Origin of the sequence: Pseudomonas sp. NFX224 (assembly GCF_048565165.1) — a bacterium.
In the GTDB taxonomy this organism is placed as follows: Bacteria; Pseudomonadota; Gammaproteobacteria; order Pseudomonadales; family Pseudomonadaceae; genus Aquipseudomonas.
In genome coordinates this window covers 1,583,872-1,599,618 of sequence record NZ_CP183416.1, presented here as the reverse complement: position 1 = coordinate 1,599,618, position 15,747 = coordinate 1,583,872, and the positions used below count along the sequence as shown (strand labels likewise).

At 59.9% G+C, this 15,747-nt stretch carries 18 protein-coding genes; 10 read left to right on the top strand and 8 right to left on the bottom strand.

The window, feature by feature from the left end:
- Positions 1–100: 100 nt before the first annotated feature.
- The 4 genes from ACNYC6_RS07230 to ACNYC6_RS07215 are packed head-to-tail and all read right to left on the bottom strand — an operon-like array spanning position 101 to position 1,814.
- Positions 101–301, bottom strand: a complete 201-nt coding sequence (locus ACNYC6_RS07230; protein ID WP_034146774.1) for an SEC-C metal-binding domain-containing protein — start codon at positions 299–301, stop codon at positions 101–103.
- Positions 302–306: 5 nt separating this feature from the next.
- A complete protein-coding gene (locus ACNYC6_RS07225; RefSeq protein WP_419711719.1) occupies positions 307–792 on the bottom strand; it encodes an LEA type 2 family protein in 486 nt (161 codons plus the stop codon).
- Positions 793–835: 43 nt separating this feature from the next.
- The gene (locus tag ACNYC6_RS07220; protein WP_419711718.1) at positions 836–1,312 is read right to left on the bottom strand and encodes a YchJ family protein; all 477 of its coding nucleotides are present in this window, start codon (positions 1,310–1,312) and stop codon (positions 836–838) included.
- A gap of 4 nt (positions 1,313–1,316) precedes the next feature.
- A complete protein-coding gene (locus ACNYC6_RS07215) occupies positions 1,317–1,814 on the bottom strand; it encodes a DUF6231 family protein (protein ID WP_419711717.1) in 498 nt (165 codons plus the stop codon).
- Between the two features lie 190 nt (positions 1,815–2,004).
- Between ACNYC6_RS07215 and ACNYC6_RS07210 the strand changes: the two genes are divergently transcribed.
- The 4 genes from ACNYC6_RS07210 (at position 2,005) to ACNYC6_RS07195 (ending at position 4,668) form a co-directional block, all read left to right on the top strand.
- On the top strand, positions 2,005–2,694 hold the full coding sequence (locus ACNYC6_RS07210; RefSeq protein WP_419711716.1) for an OmpA family protein: 690 nt from the start codon (positions 2,005–2,007) through the stop codon (positions 2,692–2,694).
- A gap of 89 nt (positions 2,695–2,783) precedes the next feature.
- Positions 2,784–3,491 carry an OmpA family protein gene (locus ACNYC6_RS07205; protein WP_419711715.1) on the top strand — a complete coding sequence of 236 codons (708 nt, stop codon included), beginning with the start codon at positions 2,784–2,786 and terminating at the stop codon, positions 3,489–3,491.
- Between the two features lie 147 nt (positions 3,492–3,638).
- Positions 3,639–3,917, top strand: a complete 279-nt coding sequence (locus ACNYC6_RS07200) for a DUF1145 domain-containing protein (protein WP_419711714.1) — start codon at positions 3,639–3,641, stop codon at positions 3,915–3,917.
- The gene (locus ACNYC6_RS07195; protein ID WP_419711713.1) at positions 3,910–4,668 is read left to right on the top strand and encodes a collagen-like triple helix repeat-containing protein; all 759 of its coding nucleotides are present in this window, start codon (positions 3,910–3,912) and stop codon (positions 4,666–4,668) included. The genes ACNYC6_RS07200 and ACNYC6_RS07195 overlap by 8 nt, the downstream gene beginning before the upstream one ends.
- A gap of 97 nt (positions 4,669–4,765) precedes the next feature.
- On the opposite strand, the gene ACNYC6_RS07190 is transcribed toward ACNYC6_RS07195, so the two are convergent.
- Entirely contained in the window at positions 4,766–5,230 is a 465-nt protein-coding gene (locus tag ACNYC6_RS07190; protein WP_419711712.1) for a CopD family protein, read from the bottom strand.
- A 98-nt stretch (positions 5,231–5,328) separates the two neighbouring features.
- On the opposite strand from ACNYC6_RS07190, the gene dinG reads away from it, so the two are divergent.
- The 5 genes from dinG (at position 5,329) to pdxH (ending at position 13,257) form a co-directional block, all read left to right on the top strand.
- Positions 5,329–7,473, top strand: coding sequence for an ATP-dependent DNA helicase DinG (gene dinG / locus ACNYC6_RS07185; RefSeq protein ID WP_419711711.1), 2,145 nt, complete (start codon positions 5,329–5,331; stop codon positions 7,471–7,473).
- Positions 7,474–7,569: 96 nt separating this feature from the next.
- Positions 7,570–10,071 carry a beta-agarase gene (locus tag ACNYC6_RS07180; RefSeq protein WP_419711710.1) on the top strand — a complete coding sequence of 834 codons (2,502 nt, stop codon included), beginning with the start codon at positions 7,570–7,572 and terminating at the stop codon, positions 10,069–10,071.
- A 161-nt stretch (positions 10,072–10,232) separates the two neighbouring features.
- On the top strand, positions 10,233–11,378 hold the full coding sequence (locus tag ACNYC6_RS07175) for a serine hydrolase domain-containing protein (protein ID WP_419711709.1): 1,146 nt from the start codon (positions 10,233–10,235) through the stop codon (positions 11,376–11,378).
- A gap of 115 nt (positions 11,379–11,493) precedes the next feature.
- Positions 11,494–12,585: an OmpA family protein gene (locus tag ACNYC6_RS07170; RefSeq protein ID WP_419711708.1), complete on the top strand. Its 1,092-nt coding sequence runs from the start codon at positions 11,494–11,496 to the stop codon at positions 12,583–12,585.
- A gap of 24 nt (positions 12,586–12,609) precedes the next feature.
- The gene (pdxH, locus tag ACNYC6_RS07165; protein WP_419711707.1) at positions 12,610–13,257 is read left to right on the top strand and encodes a pyridoxamine 5'-phosphate oxidase; all 648 of its coding nucleotides are present in this window, start codon (positions 12,610–12,612) and stop codon (positions 13,255–13,257) included.
- Positions 13,258–13,262: 5 nt separating this feature from the next.
- Here the strand turns inward: pdxH and ACNYC6_RS07160 are convergent, their stop codons facing one another.
- Positions 13,263–13,499, bottom strand: a complete 237-nt coding sequence (locus ACNYC6_RS07160) for a hypothetical protein (protein WP_419711706.1) — start codon at positions 13,497–13,499, stop codon at positions 13,263–13,265.
- A gap of 168 nt (positions 13,500–13,667) precedes the next feature.
- On the opposite strand from ACNYC6_RS07160, the gene ACNYC6_RS07155 reads away from it, so the two are divergent.
- Entirely contained in the window at positions 13,668–14,132 is a 465-nt protein-coding gene (locus ACNYC6_RS07155) for a glycine zipper 2TM domain-containing protein (RefSeq protein ID WP_419711705.1), read from the top strand.
- A 99-nt stretch (positions 14,133–14,231) separates the two neighbouring features.
- Here ACNYC6_RS07155 and ACNYC6_RS07150 read toward each other — a convergent pair whose 3' ends face one another.
- Together ACNYC6_RS07150 and ACNYC6_RS07145 are read right to left on the bottom strand one after the other, a co-directional pair.
- Positions 14,232–14,477, bottom strand: a complete 246-nt coding sequence (locus ACNYC6_RS07150; protein ID WP_419711704.1) for a colicin E3-like toxin immunity protein — start codon at positions 14,475–14,477, stop codon at positions 14,232–14,234.
- Between the two features lie 7 nt (positions 14,478–14,484).
- Entirely contained in the window at positions 14,485–15,711 is a 1,227-nt protein-coding gene (locus ACNYC6_RS07145; protein WP_419712922.1) for a colicin E3/pyocin S6 family cytotoxin, read from the bottom strand.
- Positions 15,712–15,747: the final 36 nt, after the last annotated feature.

Below are 15,747 nucleotides of genomic sequence, written 5' to 3'. Positions count from 1 at the left end.
TCTCTTGCGTGCACACAACATGTGTTCGGCGCAGATCAAGTGTGTGCGAGCCTGCTCGCAATGGCGATTCAACCGGCGAAGAAACTCTTCGCCCGACGCATCAAGCGCCGTGGCACTTCTTGAATTTCTTGCCGTTGCCGCATGGGCAAGGGTCGTTGCGGCCAACGTCTTTCAGGGCGTTGCGCACCGGCTCCTGGTGGGCGTGGCCGCAGTTCGGGCCGTGGACATGGCCATGGTCGTGATCATGGTGGTCATGATCGTGGTTGCAATCTGGGCCATGGACATGGGGTTGCTGGGTCATCGGGGTTACTCCGGAATTAGATCGGCGGGGATTATCACGCCATTACGCGCCAGGTGCACGTAGTGAGCGATGAATAAACCGGTTTCCATCTCACCTTCCAGACGATAGGGAATGGCCCGCTCGGGATTTTTCAGCTGTTTGACCAGATCCTTGACCTTGGGCCACAGATTAGTGCGGATCGGCACCCGGTAAGAGCGGCTGGCCTTGGGGCCGATGGTCATCCAGTGTTCATGCGCGCCATCGGCCAGCAGGATGTCGCCCAGGTGAATGCGATACTCCAGGCCGCGCACGGTCAGCTCGTTTTCGCTGCGGTTGTCGATGCGAAAGTGCAGGATGAAACGCTGCTCCAGCAGCTTGGCCCGCACCACTTCCACCCTGGCCAGATGCACCTCGGGGTCTGGCTCGTCATTGCTGAACCAGGACGCGCAGCCGCCGAGCGCCAGACAAAGGGCAAGCGTGAGCAGACATTGTGCGAGTCGCCGGGTGATCATGGTCGTTCCTCTCCCTTGAGCCCGATCTTTTAAAAGCATCACCTCAACTGCCGAAATACCCCGAGCAGCATTTCTTGAACTTCTGCCCGCTGGCGCACGGGCAGGCGTCGTTGCGTCCGATGTCGAGTGCCACGGTCGGGTCGATGAAGTACCAGCGCCCAGCGTTCTGTACGAACGATGAACGTTCGCGATGACTGTGTTCGCCACTGCCGTCGTGCCAGCGTGCGGTGAACGTCACGAATGCGTGTTCCGGCTGGCCACCGAGCACTTCCGAGCTTTCCACCTCAAGACCGAGCCAGGTACTTTGCGCGCTCCAGTCGCTGATCGATTGCCGATCGAGCCCGGACTGCTGGGCGGGCAGGGTCGTTGCCACCAGGTAGTCGATCAGGCCAAGCACATAGGCGCTGTAGCGCGAACGCATCAAGGCTTCCGCGCAAGGGGCCGGGTGGCCGGTATGGTAATGACCGCAGCAGGCGTCGAGCAGGGTGCCGCTGCCGCAAGGGCAAATGGATGTACTCATTGCGTTACCACCAATATTTCCCGAAGTTTTCCGGATTGGCCCAGAACCGTGAATTGAGCCAGTCAGGTACTTGTTTGTAGTCAAGCAGATCATAGGTGAACAGGGTCAACACTTGATCATCACGCTGGAAGCGCTCACTGGCTTGCAAGGCCAAGGAGAAAAAATCCGTTTCCTGCCAGCCGCTGGCGGGCAAGTCCGCCAATACCGCGATGCGGCTGGCGTTGAGGTTACGAATGCCGCCCAGCAAATTCAGACCGTCGCGCTTGGGCAGGTGCTCGAGGCAATCGACTACCAGCGCCAGGTCAAACCGGCGTGCCGCCAGTTCGGCAGGCAGCGCCCCGGGCGCCGCGTGTGCCACACAGCTGTCCGGGTGCGCGAGCTTGAAGGCTTCAAGTGCGGGGAACTCGCTGGCACCAATCAGCAACAGGCGCGAAGGGGCGTATCGGTCCAGCAAAGCGGCCAGCGCCTGTTGTGGCGTACGCGAAGAAATACCTGCAATCATTGAAAATCCTCACTCAGATCTGCCAAGACTAGCCTGCCCGCAAGTTCGAGCCTAGAGCGGGTTTGCCGCAAAAGTGACGATCTCCCGTCAACACGGGACAAAACTGCAATGGCCTATTGCTGGCGGAGAATTAAACTCCGGTCTTTACTCCCAGAATCGGTTCTAAGCCGATCCTTAAGGAGAAAACTAGATGAGCATAGTTCGGACAGCATTACCCCTGGTTCTGCTAACCAGTGTGTTGACTGGTTGCGCAGGTTTGCAGAAAACCGACTGGCCGACCTGTGCGGCAGTTGGCGGTGTCGTAGGTGCGGGTCTCGGTGCGACCGAGAGTTCGTCGTGGGCAGGTTGGGGCGCATTGGTTGTCGGTGGTACTGCGGCCGCCTATTGCTGGGTTCACGGCGATGGCGACGAAGACGGCGATGGTGTGCTGGATAGTCGCGACAAGTGCCCGGGCACGCCTAAAGGCGTACAGGTCGATGCTGATGGTTGCCCACCACCTGCTCCAGTGGTTGAAGAAGTTGTGGTGGTCAAGGAAGAAACCATCGTCATTCGTGATGTCCACTTCCAGTTCGATAAAGCTACATTGACCCAGGCTGACAAAGGCGTGCTCGACAAGATCGCCACTCGCCTGAAAGGGGAAGCACCTAACGCCCAATTGACGGTAACCGGTCACACCGACAGCGTGGGCAGTGATGCTTACAACCAGAAACTGTCGGATAAACGCGCCCACTCGGTGGTTGAATACCTGATTGAGGAAGGCGTGCCACGCAGCAGCTTCGTGTCTGTTGCCGGTGCGGGCGAAAGCCAGCCGGTTGCCGACAACAAAACCGCTGACGGCCGCGCGATGAACCGTCGCACTGAAATCAAAATCAACCGCTAGGTCCCTCGCATCCGCGGCTTGTGCAGTTGCGGATGCGGGTCTTTACTCCTGTGTAACCGGCATTGGCCGGTGACACAGGAGCTTTCAAAATGACCAACCTCACACGGACCGTCCTGCCGGTTCTGCTGCTTGGCAGCCTGTTGACCGGTTGCGCTACTCACAGTGATGGCACTGCCCCCCTCAATCAACGAACCTGGCCGATCTGTAGCCTCATTGGCGGACTGGTCGGTGGAGGCCTGGGCGCTATCGAAAGTGGCGGTTGGGCGGCCGGTGGAGCGGCGCTCGGTATCTTGACCGGTGGTTTGATCTGCTATGCCCAGGATGGTGATGAAGATGGCGATGGCGTTTTCGACCGGCGCGATCGCTGCCCCGACACACCGGCCAATACTCCTGTGGAGCATCACGGTTGCCCGCTTCCGCAATACCCGGCCAGCCCTGCGGTACCTGTTGCGCCTGAAGTCATCACGTTGAGCAATGACGTGTTTTTTGGCTTCGATAAATCAGACCTGACGCCGACCGCGCAAAGCGAGCTCGATACGATCATGAGCAAATTGCTGGACGCCGATGTGGTGAGCATCAAGGTGATCGGGCATACCGACAGCGTCGGTGTAGATACTTACAACCAGGCTCTGTCGGAACGTCGCGCCAACAGCGTTGCCGAGTACCTGTTGGGCCAGGGCGTGGCGCCGAACAAACTCACCAGCGAAGGCAAAGGTGAAAGTCAGCCAGTGGCCGACAACGAAACCGAAGAGGGGCGTGCGAAAAACCGTCGCGTGGAGTTGCATATCAAACGCTGAGCCGCGGAATAGAGCTGTCGAGCGCGGATTTGCAGCGTTTCGACGGCCATTCGGCGATCTTCATGAAGAATTTTCGATTGCCCTCTGGCTTATCCCGCGTGGAAGCCGTTACTGTGCGCGCAAAGAATAATTCTCATCGAGGGGCGTATGAAGGTGATATGGGGGCTAGGGAAGCTGTTGACCCTGCTGTTCTGGGCGGTAGTGCTGGTCAATCTGCTCATGCCGTTTATCTACCCGCTGCATCTGCTGACCAACCTGGCCGGCGGTGTTCTGGCGATCCTTCATTTGCTTGAAGCGCTGCTGTGCAATCGCAGCCTCAAAGGTCGTGCCCATCCTTGGCTCGATCGCCTGAAGATCTTGATTTTCGGCGTTTTCCACCTGCAAACCATCCCCGCTCCCACCGCATCTAAGGCTTCCCATGCGTAAACTCTGTCTGCTCGCCGCCCTCATCAGCCCACTGGCCTGCGCTCAGGTAGTGAGCGTCGAAACCAACTCGTTGATGCGTCTGCCCAACACCGCCAGCACCCTGCAACTGGAACGTCTGGAAGTGGCGGACTACGGCACATTACTGATTCCTTCGAACGTGACCGAAGTGACTGTTGGCGAACTGCACTTGGGCCGTGACGCGCGAATCGCGATCGTGCCCAGTGAGCAGGCGCTGGAACTGAAAGTCAGCCGCGCAGCGTTGTCCGAGGGTAGCCAGATCACCGCTCGCGGCGCGCCGGGCACTTATCAGAAGGCCGCTCGCTCCGGGCGCAATCTGAACCTGCAGATCAAGACCCTGAGTGCGCCGCAATTGCTGATTGACGCGCGCGGTGGTGCGGGGGCGCCAGGGTTTGTAGGTCTCGACGGGGCTAACGGTCAGGCGCCGGGTTGTACCTGGGGCCAGGCCGGGCGGGGTGCCGACGGCAGCGACGGCAGTGATGGTCAGCCAGGCGCGCCGGGGGCTTTGGTCAAACTGGCGGTGCCGCATGATTACCCGGAAGAACAGATCAAGGTGCAAGTGGCCGGCGGTGCCGGTGGCCTGGCGGGGCCTGGTGGCAAACCGGGAGCCGGCGGCAAGGCCAAGGGCTGCTTTATCTATACAACCGATGGTGGCAAGAGCGGAAAGCCTGGTACCGACGGGCAACCTGGGCCTGCCGGCGCGGCGGGTTCGGTGGTGGTGCAGCGGTTGTAATCCATTTCTGGAATGACTTGTAGCTGCCGCAGGCTGCGATCTTTTAAAGGCAACATCAAAAGATCGCAGCCTGCGGCCGCTCCTACAACGGGATTGCCTAAAGCATCGGACGAACTGCGGCAATTGTTACAACAGCTAACCCGACAATCAGATTAATCCCCACCAAGCGCCGAATCCTACCCAGCACCGCAGCCCCCGCCGGCCAATCCTGCGCCTCCACGGCCGTGCGCAGTTCCGGCAGCATCAACGCCTGAATCCGGATGAACAGCGCGGTCATTACCACGTACAAGCCCATCATCACCTGCACATAGCGCGGCGCGTGTTCAAAACCGCTGAAGTTCAGGTTCAGCATGACCACGCCACTGACGGGCAACAGCACGACCGCCCCCCAGACCCAGCGGAAAAAACCTTGAAACACTTCTACCCACAGCTTCAATCGGGCAGGGCCTTCCAGTGCTGTCATCGCCGCAGGGCGCAAGACCATCCAAGCGAAAAACATGCCGCCGACCCAGACCAGTGCGGCGAGGACATGCAGGCTGTAAACAAGGCTAAAAGCGGTCATTCGGGTACTCCGTTCTGCGCGGGATTCATTAGCGGGGTATGATAGCGGCCGAACCGAACTACTGAAAATTTATCCAGCGTTTTTGCGCCCGACAATTCATGATCAGCACTGAACTCAAAACCACGATCCAGGGCGCCTACTCGCGTTTTCTCGAAGCCAAGAGCCTCAAGCCGCGCTACGGCCAACGCCTGATGATCGCCGAAGTTGCCAAAGTCCTCGGTGATATCGACACCGACGACGAAGGCCGGCGCAGTGGCGACCCCGCGATTGTCGCGGTGGAAGCCGGCACCGGTACTGGTAAAACCGTGGCCTACAGCCTGGCAGCGATCCCGACGGCCAAGGCGGCTGGCAAGCGCCTGGTGATCGCCACCGCAACCGTCGCCCTGCAAGAGCAGATCGTCTACAAGGATTTGCCTGACCTGATGCGCAACAGCGGGCTGAATTTCAGCTTTGCCCTGGCCAAGGGGCGCGGGCGCTACATGTGCCTGTCCAAGCTCGATATGTTGCTTCAGGAAGGCCACGCACAAACCGCCACAGCCCAGCTGTTCGAAGAAGAAGGCTTCAAGATCGAAGTTGATGAAGCCAGTCAAAAGCTGTTTACCAGCATGATCGAAAAATTGGCCGGCAATAAATGGGACGGCGACCGCGACAGTTGGTCTACTGCCCTGGAAGACGCCGACTGGGCGCGTCTGACCACCGATCACAGCCAGTGCACCAATCGCCATTGCCCGAACTTCGGCCAATGCGCCTTTTACAAGGCTCGCGAAGGCATGGGCAAAGTCGACGTAATCGTCACCAACCACGACATGGTCCTGGCCGACCTGGCCCTGGGCGGCGGCGCCGTGCTGCCGGACCCGCGCGACACCATTTACGTGTTCGACGAAGGCCACCACCTGCCGGACAAGGCTATCGGCCACTTCGCCCATTACACCCGGCTGCGTTCCACCGCCGACTGGCTGGAAACCACCGCCAAGAATCTCACCAAACTGTTGGCCCAACATCCGTTGCCGGGTGACCTGGGCAAGTTGATCGAACAGGTGCCGGAGCTGGCGCGGGAGATCAAGACCCAGCAGCAATTCATGTTCAGCGCCTGCGAGCAAGTCGCCGATTTTAAACCCGGTGAAGACGTCGAAGGTCGTGAACGTCCGCGTCACCGCTTCGTCGGCGGAGTGATTCCCGAGCACATGCGCGAAATGGGCATCGAACTGAAGAAGGGCTTTGCGCGCCTGACCGACCTGTTCACCCGTCTTACCGATCTGCTCAAGGAAGGCATGGATGGCGAGGTCAACATTGGCATCGCCAGCAACCAGGCTGAAGAGTGGTATCCGCTTTTCGGCAGCCTGTTGTCCCGTTCTTCCGGCAACTGGGAGTTGTGGACCGCCTTCACCGTCGAAGACCCGGAAGACAATCCACCGATGGCGCGTTGGCTGACCCTGGCCGAAAGCGGCTCGCTGTTCGACATCGAGGTTAACGCCAGTCCGATCCTCGCGGCGGAAATGCTTCGGCGCAACCTGTGGAACGTGGCGTACGGCTGTCTGGTCACCTCGGCGACTTTGACCGCGCTCGGCACCTTCGACCGCTTCCGTATGCGCGCCGGCCTGCCGAAAAAAGCCGTGACCGCAGTAGTGCCGAGCCCGTTCCATCACGCCGACGCTGGTGTGCTGCGGGTGCCAAACCTGAACGCCGACCCGCGTGATGCGGCGGCGCACACGGCGGCGATCATCCGTGATCTGCCGGAACTGGTCGAAGGCTCGCGTGGGACCCTGGTGTTGTTCTCGTCGCGCAAACAGATGCAGGATGTGTTCGACGGTCTCGACCGCGATTGGCGCAAGCAAGTGTTCATTCAGGGCAACCTGTCGAAGCAAGAAACCCTGAACAAGCACAAGGCGCGAGTCGATGGCGGCGATTCGAGCGTGTTGTTCGGCCTGGCGAGTTTTGCCGAAGGGGTCGACTTGCCCGGCGCGTATTGCGAGCACGTGGTGATCGCGAAGATTCCGTTCTCGGTGCCCGACGATCCGGTCGAAGCGGCGCTGGCTGAATGGATCGAAGCCCGGGGCGGTAATCCGTTCATGGAAATCTCCGTGCCGGACGCCTCGCTGAAACTGGTTCAGGCCTGCGGGCGCTTGCTGCGCACCGAAGAAGACCGCGGCACCATCACTTTGCTCGACCGGCGTCTGGTCACCCAGCGCTATGGCAAAGCGATCCTCAATGCATTGCCTCCTTTCCGACGTGAAATTTCCTGAAACACCGGTGGGCAGATTTGCCCACCGCGTTGTCTATCTTTCAGCCATCGCTTTTCCACTGGCCCATTGAAGGTCGTTAGGGAGAATTTCGTTCTCATGATTCGCCGTTCGTTGCCCGCTGTTTTTGCCCTGTTGTTCGCAACGCCCTTGCTGGCCGCGCCCGCCGGACAGCAGACGCTGTTCAACTTTGTGCGCCCCGCCGATGTGGTCCAGGTGGCGACTCAGGACGCCAGCCTGCCGCAATCCAACGCCGAGCAAACCGCCGAAGGTGAAGTGCTGCGCCGGGTGACGTTCAACCCGGTTGCCAAGCCAACCCTGCGCCTGACTCCGCAGACTGGAGCCTGGGACTGGTCGCAATCGGGCGTCATGAGCCTGCGAATCCAGAGCGCCATGGACTGGGCCTTGACCCTGTATGTGACCATCCAGAGCAATGACGGCAAGACTCTGGTTAGCCGTGTCGATCTGCCCGCCGGCCCTGCGCAAACCCTGTTGGTGCCATTGCAACCGACGACGCCGCTGAGCCAGGGCATGAAGGCCGGGCCACCGATGCCGATGACCGTAGACGGTCAGCGCATTCTGCTAACCAGCAGCGCCGGTGAACTGGATCGCAGCCAGGTGGTGTCGGTGAGCGTGTCGATGGACCAACCGAAAGTTGCCCAGAGCATCTTGCTGGAACGCTTTGGTGTTCAGGACGGCGAATCCGTCACCCAAGCCGTTTATGGCGGGCTGGTGGACGCGTACGGTCAATCGACCCGGGCCAAATGGCCGGAGAAAGTCAGCAGCGACGAACAACTGAAAAACGCCGCCGCCAAGGAGCAGCAACAACTGAAATCCTGGTTGGACGAGCGCGGGAAATCGTCGCTGGACAAGTTTGGCGGCTGGAGCAAAGGCCCGGCCTTCAAGGCCAGTGGCTTTTTCCGCACCGAGAAACGTGACGGGCGCTGGTATCTGGTGACACCAGAAGGGCATCCGTTCTATTCGCTGGGGGTCAACACTGTCACTGCGGACGTCAACCAGACCTACATCGCCGGTCGCGAATCGATGTTCGAATCCCTGCCCAAGCCTGACGAGCCTTTGGCCAGCCACTACGGCGAAGGCGACAACCGTGGCGGCAACGGCGTTGATCAAGGGCGGGGTTTCAATTTCGGGCGCTGGTACGACTTCTATGGCGCCAACCTGCAACGCCTGTACGGCGACCCTTGCGCACTGGGCAGCGATACCAAGGCCGGAGTCGCCGCCGCGGCCAAGGCTGATGCGGTAGAAGCCACGGCAGAAAAAGCCGCCGAGCAACCGGTGGCGCCTTCGAGTGCTGAATCCGGTATTGCCGAAGCGGCCAAAACCGATGCCGTCGACGCGACCGCCGCTAAAGCGGCCGAGCCGGCACCCGCCGAACCTTGCAAGGTGGCATTCGACGAAAAACGCTGGGCCAGCCACACCCTTGATCGCCTGCAAGCCTGGGGCTTCAATACCGTCGGTAACTGGAGTGCGTCGGCGTTGGCCAACGCGGACCGAGTGCCGTACACCTTGCCGTTGTCGATCGTTGGCGATTACGCCAGCATCAGCACCGGCAGCGATTGGTGGGGCGGCATGCCTGACCCGTTCGACCCGCGCTTCGCCATGGCCACCGAACGCGCCGTGGCCATCGCCGCCCGCGACCATCGCGACGACCCATGGCTGATTGGTTACTACGCTGACAACGAACTGGCCTGGGCCGGTCCGGGCGATGACCCGAAAGCCCGCTATGCACTGGCTTACGGCACTTTGAAAATGACCACCGACGTGCCGGCCAAGCGTGCGTTCCTCAAGCAACTGCGCGACAAGTACCGCAACCAGGCGGGCCTTTCCAAAGCCTGGGGCATTGATCTGCCGGCCTGGGAATTGATGGAGGATCCGGGGTTCGTGCCGCCGCTGCCGAGCGCTGATCATCCGGAAATCGAAGCGGACTTCAAATACTTCCAGAAGGTCTTCGCCGACACTTACTTCAAGACCATTTCCGACTCGCTCAAATGGCACGCGCCAAACCAGCTGTTACTGGGCGGCCGGTTCGCCGTCAGTACGCCCGAAGCGGTCGAGTCCTGCGCCCAGTATTGCGACGTGTTGAGTTTCAACCTGTACACCCTGCAACCGCAGGACGGTTACGACTTCGCCAAACTGCGCAGCCTCGACAAACCGGTGCTGATTACCGAGTTCAACTTCGGCTCCGCTGATCGCGGCCCATTCTGGGGCGGCGTGACGCAAGTGGTGAAGGAAGAGGACCGTGCCCCGGCCTACACCAACTTCCTCAAACAGGCCCTGAGCGAACCGTCGATTGTCGGTGTGCACTGGTTCCAATACCTCGACCAGCCTGTGACCGGGCGTCTGCTGGATGGTGAAAACGGCCACTTCGGCCTGGTAGGCATTACCGACCTGCCATTCCTGGGCTTCGTCGACAGGGTGCGCAAAAGCAACCTCGCGGCGGTTGACCAATTAAGCAAAGAAGTCGAGAAGGCTGCCGCCGAGGCGAACAAGGCCAGCCACGACGCCGAGGGTGGCAGAGAGGCCAATGCCGGCAAAGGGCCGGGGAAGGGCGCGGGTGGGCATTCGGGTAAAGGTCACTAAAAGCGGTTGCCGCCGAGATCGCAGCCTGCGGCAGTTCCCGCAGGCTGCGATCTTTTGATCTTGATCTTCTATCGACCGCCCGGCTCGCCCCTGTTCCCAAAACCCTCAAGGGCTGGAACAATGCGGGCCACTTTGTAGAGTGTTTATCCGGGGAGTTGCGGGTGCAGATTCAGGGTCATTACGAGCTTAAGTTCGAGGCAGTGCGTGAGGCATTCGCGGCGCTGTTCGACGATCCCCAGGAGCGTGGCGCGGCGTTGTGCATCAAGATCGGTGGCGAAACCGTGCTCGACCTCTGGTCCGGCACCGCCGACAAGGATGGCGCCGAGGCCTGGCACAGCGACACCATCGCCAACCTGTTCTCCTGCACCAAAACGTTTACCGCCGTGACCGCGCTGCAACTGGTCGCCGAAGGTAAGTTGCAACTGGACGCCCCGGTTGCACGTTACTGGCCGGAGTTCGCAGCGGCCGGCAAAGAGTCGGTGACCCTGCGCCAACTGCTCTGCCATCAGGCCGGCCTGCCGGCGTTGCGCGAATTGCTGGCGCCGGAAGCTCTCTACGACTGGCAAACCATGGTCGACGCCCTGGCCGCCGAAGCCCCGTGGTGGACGCCAGGTGAAGGTCATGGTTATGCGGCCATCACTTACGGCTGGTTAGTCGGCGAGTTGTTGCGCCGGGCTGACGGTCGCGGACCGGGCGAGTCCATCGTCGCGCGGGTCGCCAAGCCGTTGGGCCTGGATTTCCACGTCGGACTGGCCGATGAAGAATTCCATCGCGTGGCGCACATCGCCCGCGGCAAGGGCAACGTCGGTGACGCCGCGGCCCAGCGTCTGTTGCAAGTGACCATGCGTGAACCGACGGCCATGACCACCCGTGCGTTCACCAATCCGCCGTCGGTGCTGACCAGCACCAACAAGCCGGAATGGCGACGCATGCAGCAACCCGCGGCCAATGGCCACGGCAACGCCCGCAGCCTGGCCGGGTTCTATGCAGGTCTGCTCGACGGTAGCCTGCTGGAAAGCGAAATGCTCGACGAACTGACCCGCGAGCACAGCCTCGGCGAGGACAAGACTCTACTGACCCGGACCCGTTTCGGCCTGGGTTGCATGCTTGATCAACCGGATGTGCCCAATGCCACATTCGGCTTGGGACCGCGCGCGTTCGGGCATCCCGGCGCAGGTGGGTCCATCGGTTTTGCTGACCCGGAGCACGATGTGGCTTTCGGTTTTGTGACAAATACACTGGGGCCGTACGTCTTGATGGATCCGCGCGCACAAAAGCTTGTGCGGGTACTGGCCACTTGTCTGTAAATCTTGCTGGAGGGTCCCAGGTCAGGAACCCGATAGCCTTTTCAGTTTCAAATCGTCTGTTTATGCGGGCCGATCGGGCCTGATTTTTTCATGACCTCATTTTTGTGGATATCCAATGTCAACCAAACCAACCCTCGCCTTGGCACTGTGCTTCGCTATTACCGGTTGCGCACAGAATCCGAAAAATGATGCGGACGGCGGCAGCTGGTGGCCGTTCGGTTCGTCCGACAAGGTCGCAGCCAAAGAACCGGCTCCGGCACCCTTGAAACCGGCAGCGACCGCCCCGGTAGCCAAGACTGAAAGCACCAGCCACTGGTACTGGCCGTTCGGTTCCGATGACGAGGCGAACAAGCCTGCTGCCAAACCGCAAGTGAAACCTGAAGCCAAACCCGCCGCTGTCGCCAAGGCTGATGCCGACGCAGGCGGTAAATGGTGGTGGCCGTTCGGCGGCAAAGAGCAGAGCACCGCCAAAGTCGTGCCGATGCCTGACCCTAAAGTCACCCAGGCCTGGCTCGATGACTACGAGCCGCGCCTGCGCACTGCGATCAAGGACAGCAACCTGCAACTCGAACGCCGTGAAAACGTGTTGGTAGTGACCGCGCCGGTTGAAGGCTCGTTCAACCCGGATCGTCCGGCCATGTTGCTGCCGGTGACCCTCGGCCCGTTCACCCGTGTCGCGAAAATCCTTGAAGTCGATCCAAAGACTGCCGTGTTGGTACTCGGCCACAGCGATACCTCGGGCGCCGCGCCAGCCAACGTCAAGTTGAGCCAGGAACGTGCTCAGGCCGTCGCCGCGATTTTCCGTCTCAGCGGCTTGCAGCGTGATCGTCTGATGCTGCGCGGCATGGGCGGCGAAGCCCCGCGAGCCGCCAACGACAGCGTTGAAGGGCGTGCCTTGAACCGCCGCGTGGAACTGCTGGTGACCCCGCAAAACACCATGGTTGCCTTGCTCAGCAAGTACAACATGCCGGCCCCGGCGCCGGTCACCCTGGTGGCCGCGCAAGACATCAAACCTGCCGCCAAGCCAGTGACCCCGGCACCAGCCGCCAAAAAGGCCGCCGTGCCTGCCACGAAAAAAGCGCCGGCCAAGAAAGCCGCCGCCAAGAAGACTCCGGCTAAAACCGCGACTCCGGCGAAAAAGACTGCACCGGCCAAAGCCGCTGCCGACACCAAAAAAGTCGCTGCTGCCGATACCACAAAGAAGTGATTCGTTAACCAAAAGGACTGCGCCATGACCAAGGCCCTGGCTGATATGCGCCGCGACTACACCCGTGATGGCTTGACCGAGGCGCAAGCCCCGACCGAGCCGTTTGCGCTGTTTCACCAATGGTTCGCCGACGCGGTGAAAACCGAACAGGCGCCGGTGGAAGCGAACGCCATGACCTTGGCCACGGTCGACCCGGACGGTCGACCGCATTGCCGCATCCTGCTGCTCAAGGGGCTGGACGAGCAGGGTTTCACCTTCTTCACCAATTACGGCAGCGCCAAGGGCCAACACATCGCCGCGAACCCGTTTGCGGCCATGACGTTCTTTTGGCCTACCCTGGAACGCCAAGTGCGCATCGAAGGGCGAGTGGTGAAGGTCACACCGGAAGAGTCCGATGCTTACTATCAGGTTCGTCCGCTGGGCAGTCGCCTCGGTGCCTGGGCTTCGCCGCAGAGCCGGGTGATCGCCGATCGGGGGGAACTGGAAGCGTTGCTCAAGGATACCGAGCAACGTTTCAGCGACAGTCAGCCTCATTGCCCTGAACACTGGGGTGGATATCGTTTGCTGCCTGAGCGCGTCGAATTCTGGCAGGGCCGTTCGAGCCGTCTGCACGATCGCCTCAACTATCGTTTGCAGGGCGCCGCCTGGATTCTTGAACGTCTGGCACCCTGAGCAGTCTACCGCTCGAGATAGCCTGCCGCAGCGGCCTCCAGCCAATGCGGCAGGTCTCGACGCTTGATCTTCTGCGCTTGAGCGGTTGCCAGTTGCTGGAGCATGAACGCTTTTTTCCGTTCGTCATTCCCGGCCAGCGCTAACGCCAGATCGCGGTCCATCCAGCGTTTGATCCGTACGTACAGCCACCAATGGAAGTACAGACCCGCGACGGTAGTGACGACAATGATAAAGTAATCCATGAAAATCCTCGGCCAGCGGCGCAGATTGCCGAATTTGCCGCTAATGTGTGGTGAGTTCGCACGCGTGGCCTGTACTGGAACTGAATGAAATCATTTTTATCCGGGCGATGCCGTGACAGGCGTCAAGCTGCGGAGTTTAATGAATACCTGTCCTTTGGAGTTGATGCTATGCGTAAGTCTGTCCTGCTGGTTGCTTCCTTTTCCACGATGGCGATGTTGCTCACTGGTTGCCAATCGAGCCTGACCGGTGACTCCTACTCCCGTGACGAAGCGCGTCGCGTGCAGACCATTCGCATGGGCACCATCGAAGCACTGCGTCCGGTGAAAATCGAAGGTACCAAAACCCCGATCGGCGGCCTCGCCGGTGCAGCGGTGGGTGGCGTTGGCGGCAGCGCCATCGGTGGCGGTAAAGGCAGCATCGTTGCTGCGGTCATCGGCGCCGTTGCCGGCGGCCTGGTCGGCTCGGCAGCTGAAGAAGGCCTGACCCGTACCCAAGGCGTGGAAATCACCGTTCGCGAAGACGACGGCAGCATGCGCGCCTACGTGCAACAGGTTCAGGAAAACGAAGTATTCCGTGTTGGCGAGCGTGTACGGATTGCCACGGTTGATGGCACCAGCCGCGTTACGCACTAAGCGGGAATTTGGGTAAAAGAAAACCCCGATCAGGTCGCTGGTCGGGGTTTTTTCGTATCTACAATCTTGCGACACGTTTAACTAGAATATTCACCAAACCTACCTGTACCTAAACGATATTTGATAGTCATAAATGGCAGCCTCTATTTTATGGTTGAACAGGGGTTGAAGCTGCTGTATCCAGGCTGTTTTTAAATCGAAGCCACCATCGTAGATCTCGCCTTCATCCATCAGTCCCAATACTTCAATTATTGATGGGTCGTCACCTAAATCCGCGGAGTATTCTTTTCCTTCTGCGGCTTCGGTTTTTTTATCGTACCAATCCAAAATAACTTTCAACCCCATGGGAACCTCACAAATACTTTTTGATATTGCGTTTTTTCTTGGGCGGGTCTATTTGCTCGCCTGTTGTGTGATCGAATGACCCCAGATGACTGCCATCGCTAGCAAGATATGCCTCTAGTTCACCATGCAACGAGTCCCACTCATAAATTGTCCGTCCCTTGGCATCCATCCAGCGGGATCTAAGTCCGCCACCACCCTGTTTTGGAGTTTTCTTTTTCACCTCCCTTAGCCCTTTGAAACCCGTGATCTCTTCGGTTTCCGGCGGTGAGTGATAATCGTGATCGGGGTTAGGAAGTTTTCTTTCCGTAACACTCACCACAACATATACCGGCTTCACCCCCGACCCCACCGGAAACACAAGAATGAAATCCTTGTACTCAGGCGGATAAATCGGGTTGACGATGATGCTGTCCGCCTGTTTAGTCGGCGGGTAAACCCAAATGTGTGGGGCTTGTGGCGCCGCTTCCAGCGCGGGAATGCCGCGGATGTCGGAGCCGTCTTCGGCTGGGGTCCAGATCAGTTCGATACCGTCGCCGAGGTCGGCGACGTATTGGCTGCCTCGCAAAGCGATCTGCACGACATCGACCATTTCCCAATCGCGGTTCTTGCCGGTGTAGAAGCCGTAACCCTTGAGGCTGCCGTCGGCTTGTTGTTCAACGCTGAGGCGAACGCGGGTGCGGGCCTGTTTGAGGGTGCGGAGCTGGTCTTCAGAGTAGAGGGCACTGTCGCCGAGGCTGGGCGTCCAGAAAATCGCGACCAGACCGCCAAGAGCAGCAGAGACAGCAGGCCCGACGGTACCTATTGCCGGGACGACAAGCGATGGAACGCGTAGCGCCAGTTGGCCGATGCCAAGTGCAGCGGTGCTGCCGCTAATCGTTTGCAGATTCAGCAAACCGCCATCGTCTGCCTCGCGAGCCCCGAGCCAGGCAATTTCGCCGTAGTCCTTCAAGCTATCGGTCGGCACCATTCCCGAGGGATTGGTGTAGTTGATTACTGCATCCGGCAGCTTGCAGGATTTGGCGAAGACGCATCCGACTTGAACAGGTTTCTGTTCGACCTCCGTAACCTGGCGCTTGCGCATGTAGTCATCTTGCCTGGCGAGCATGGCCTCGTAGGCAATTTGCCGAGCTTCGCGCTCAGCCAGTTCGCTGCGCGTCATAAAGCGATAGGTGACGTGATGCCCGTCACCTGACGGCGGGTTTCTAACCCAGGGGATGTCCTTGCTGCCAGCCACTGATTGTCCTTGTGTGTTCATCCATCGGCAGCCCTC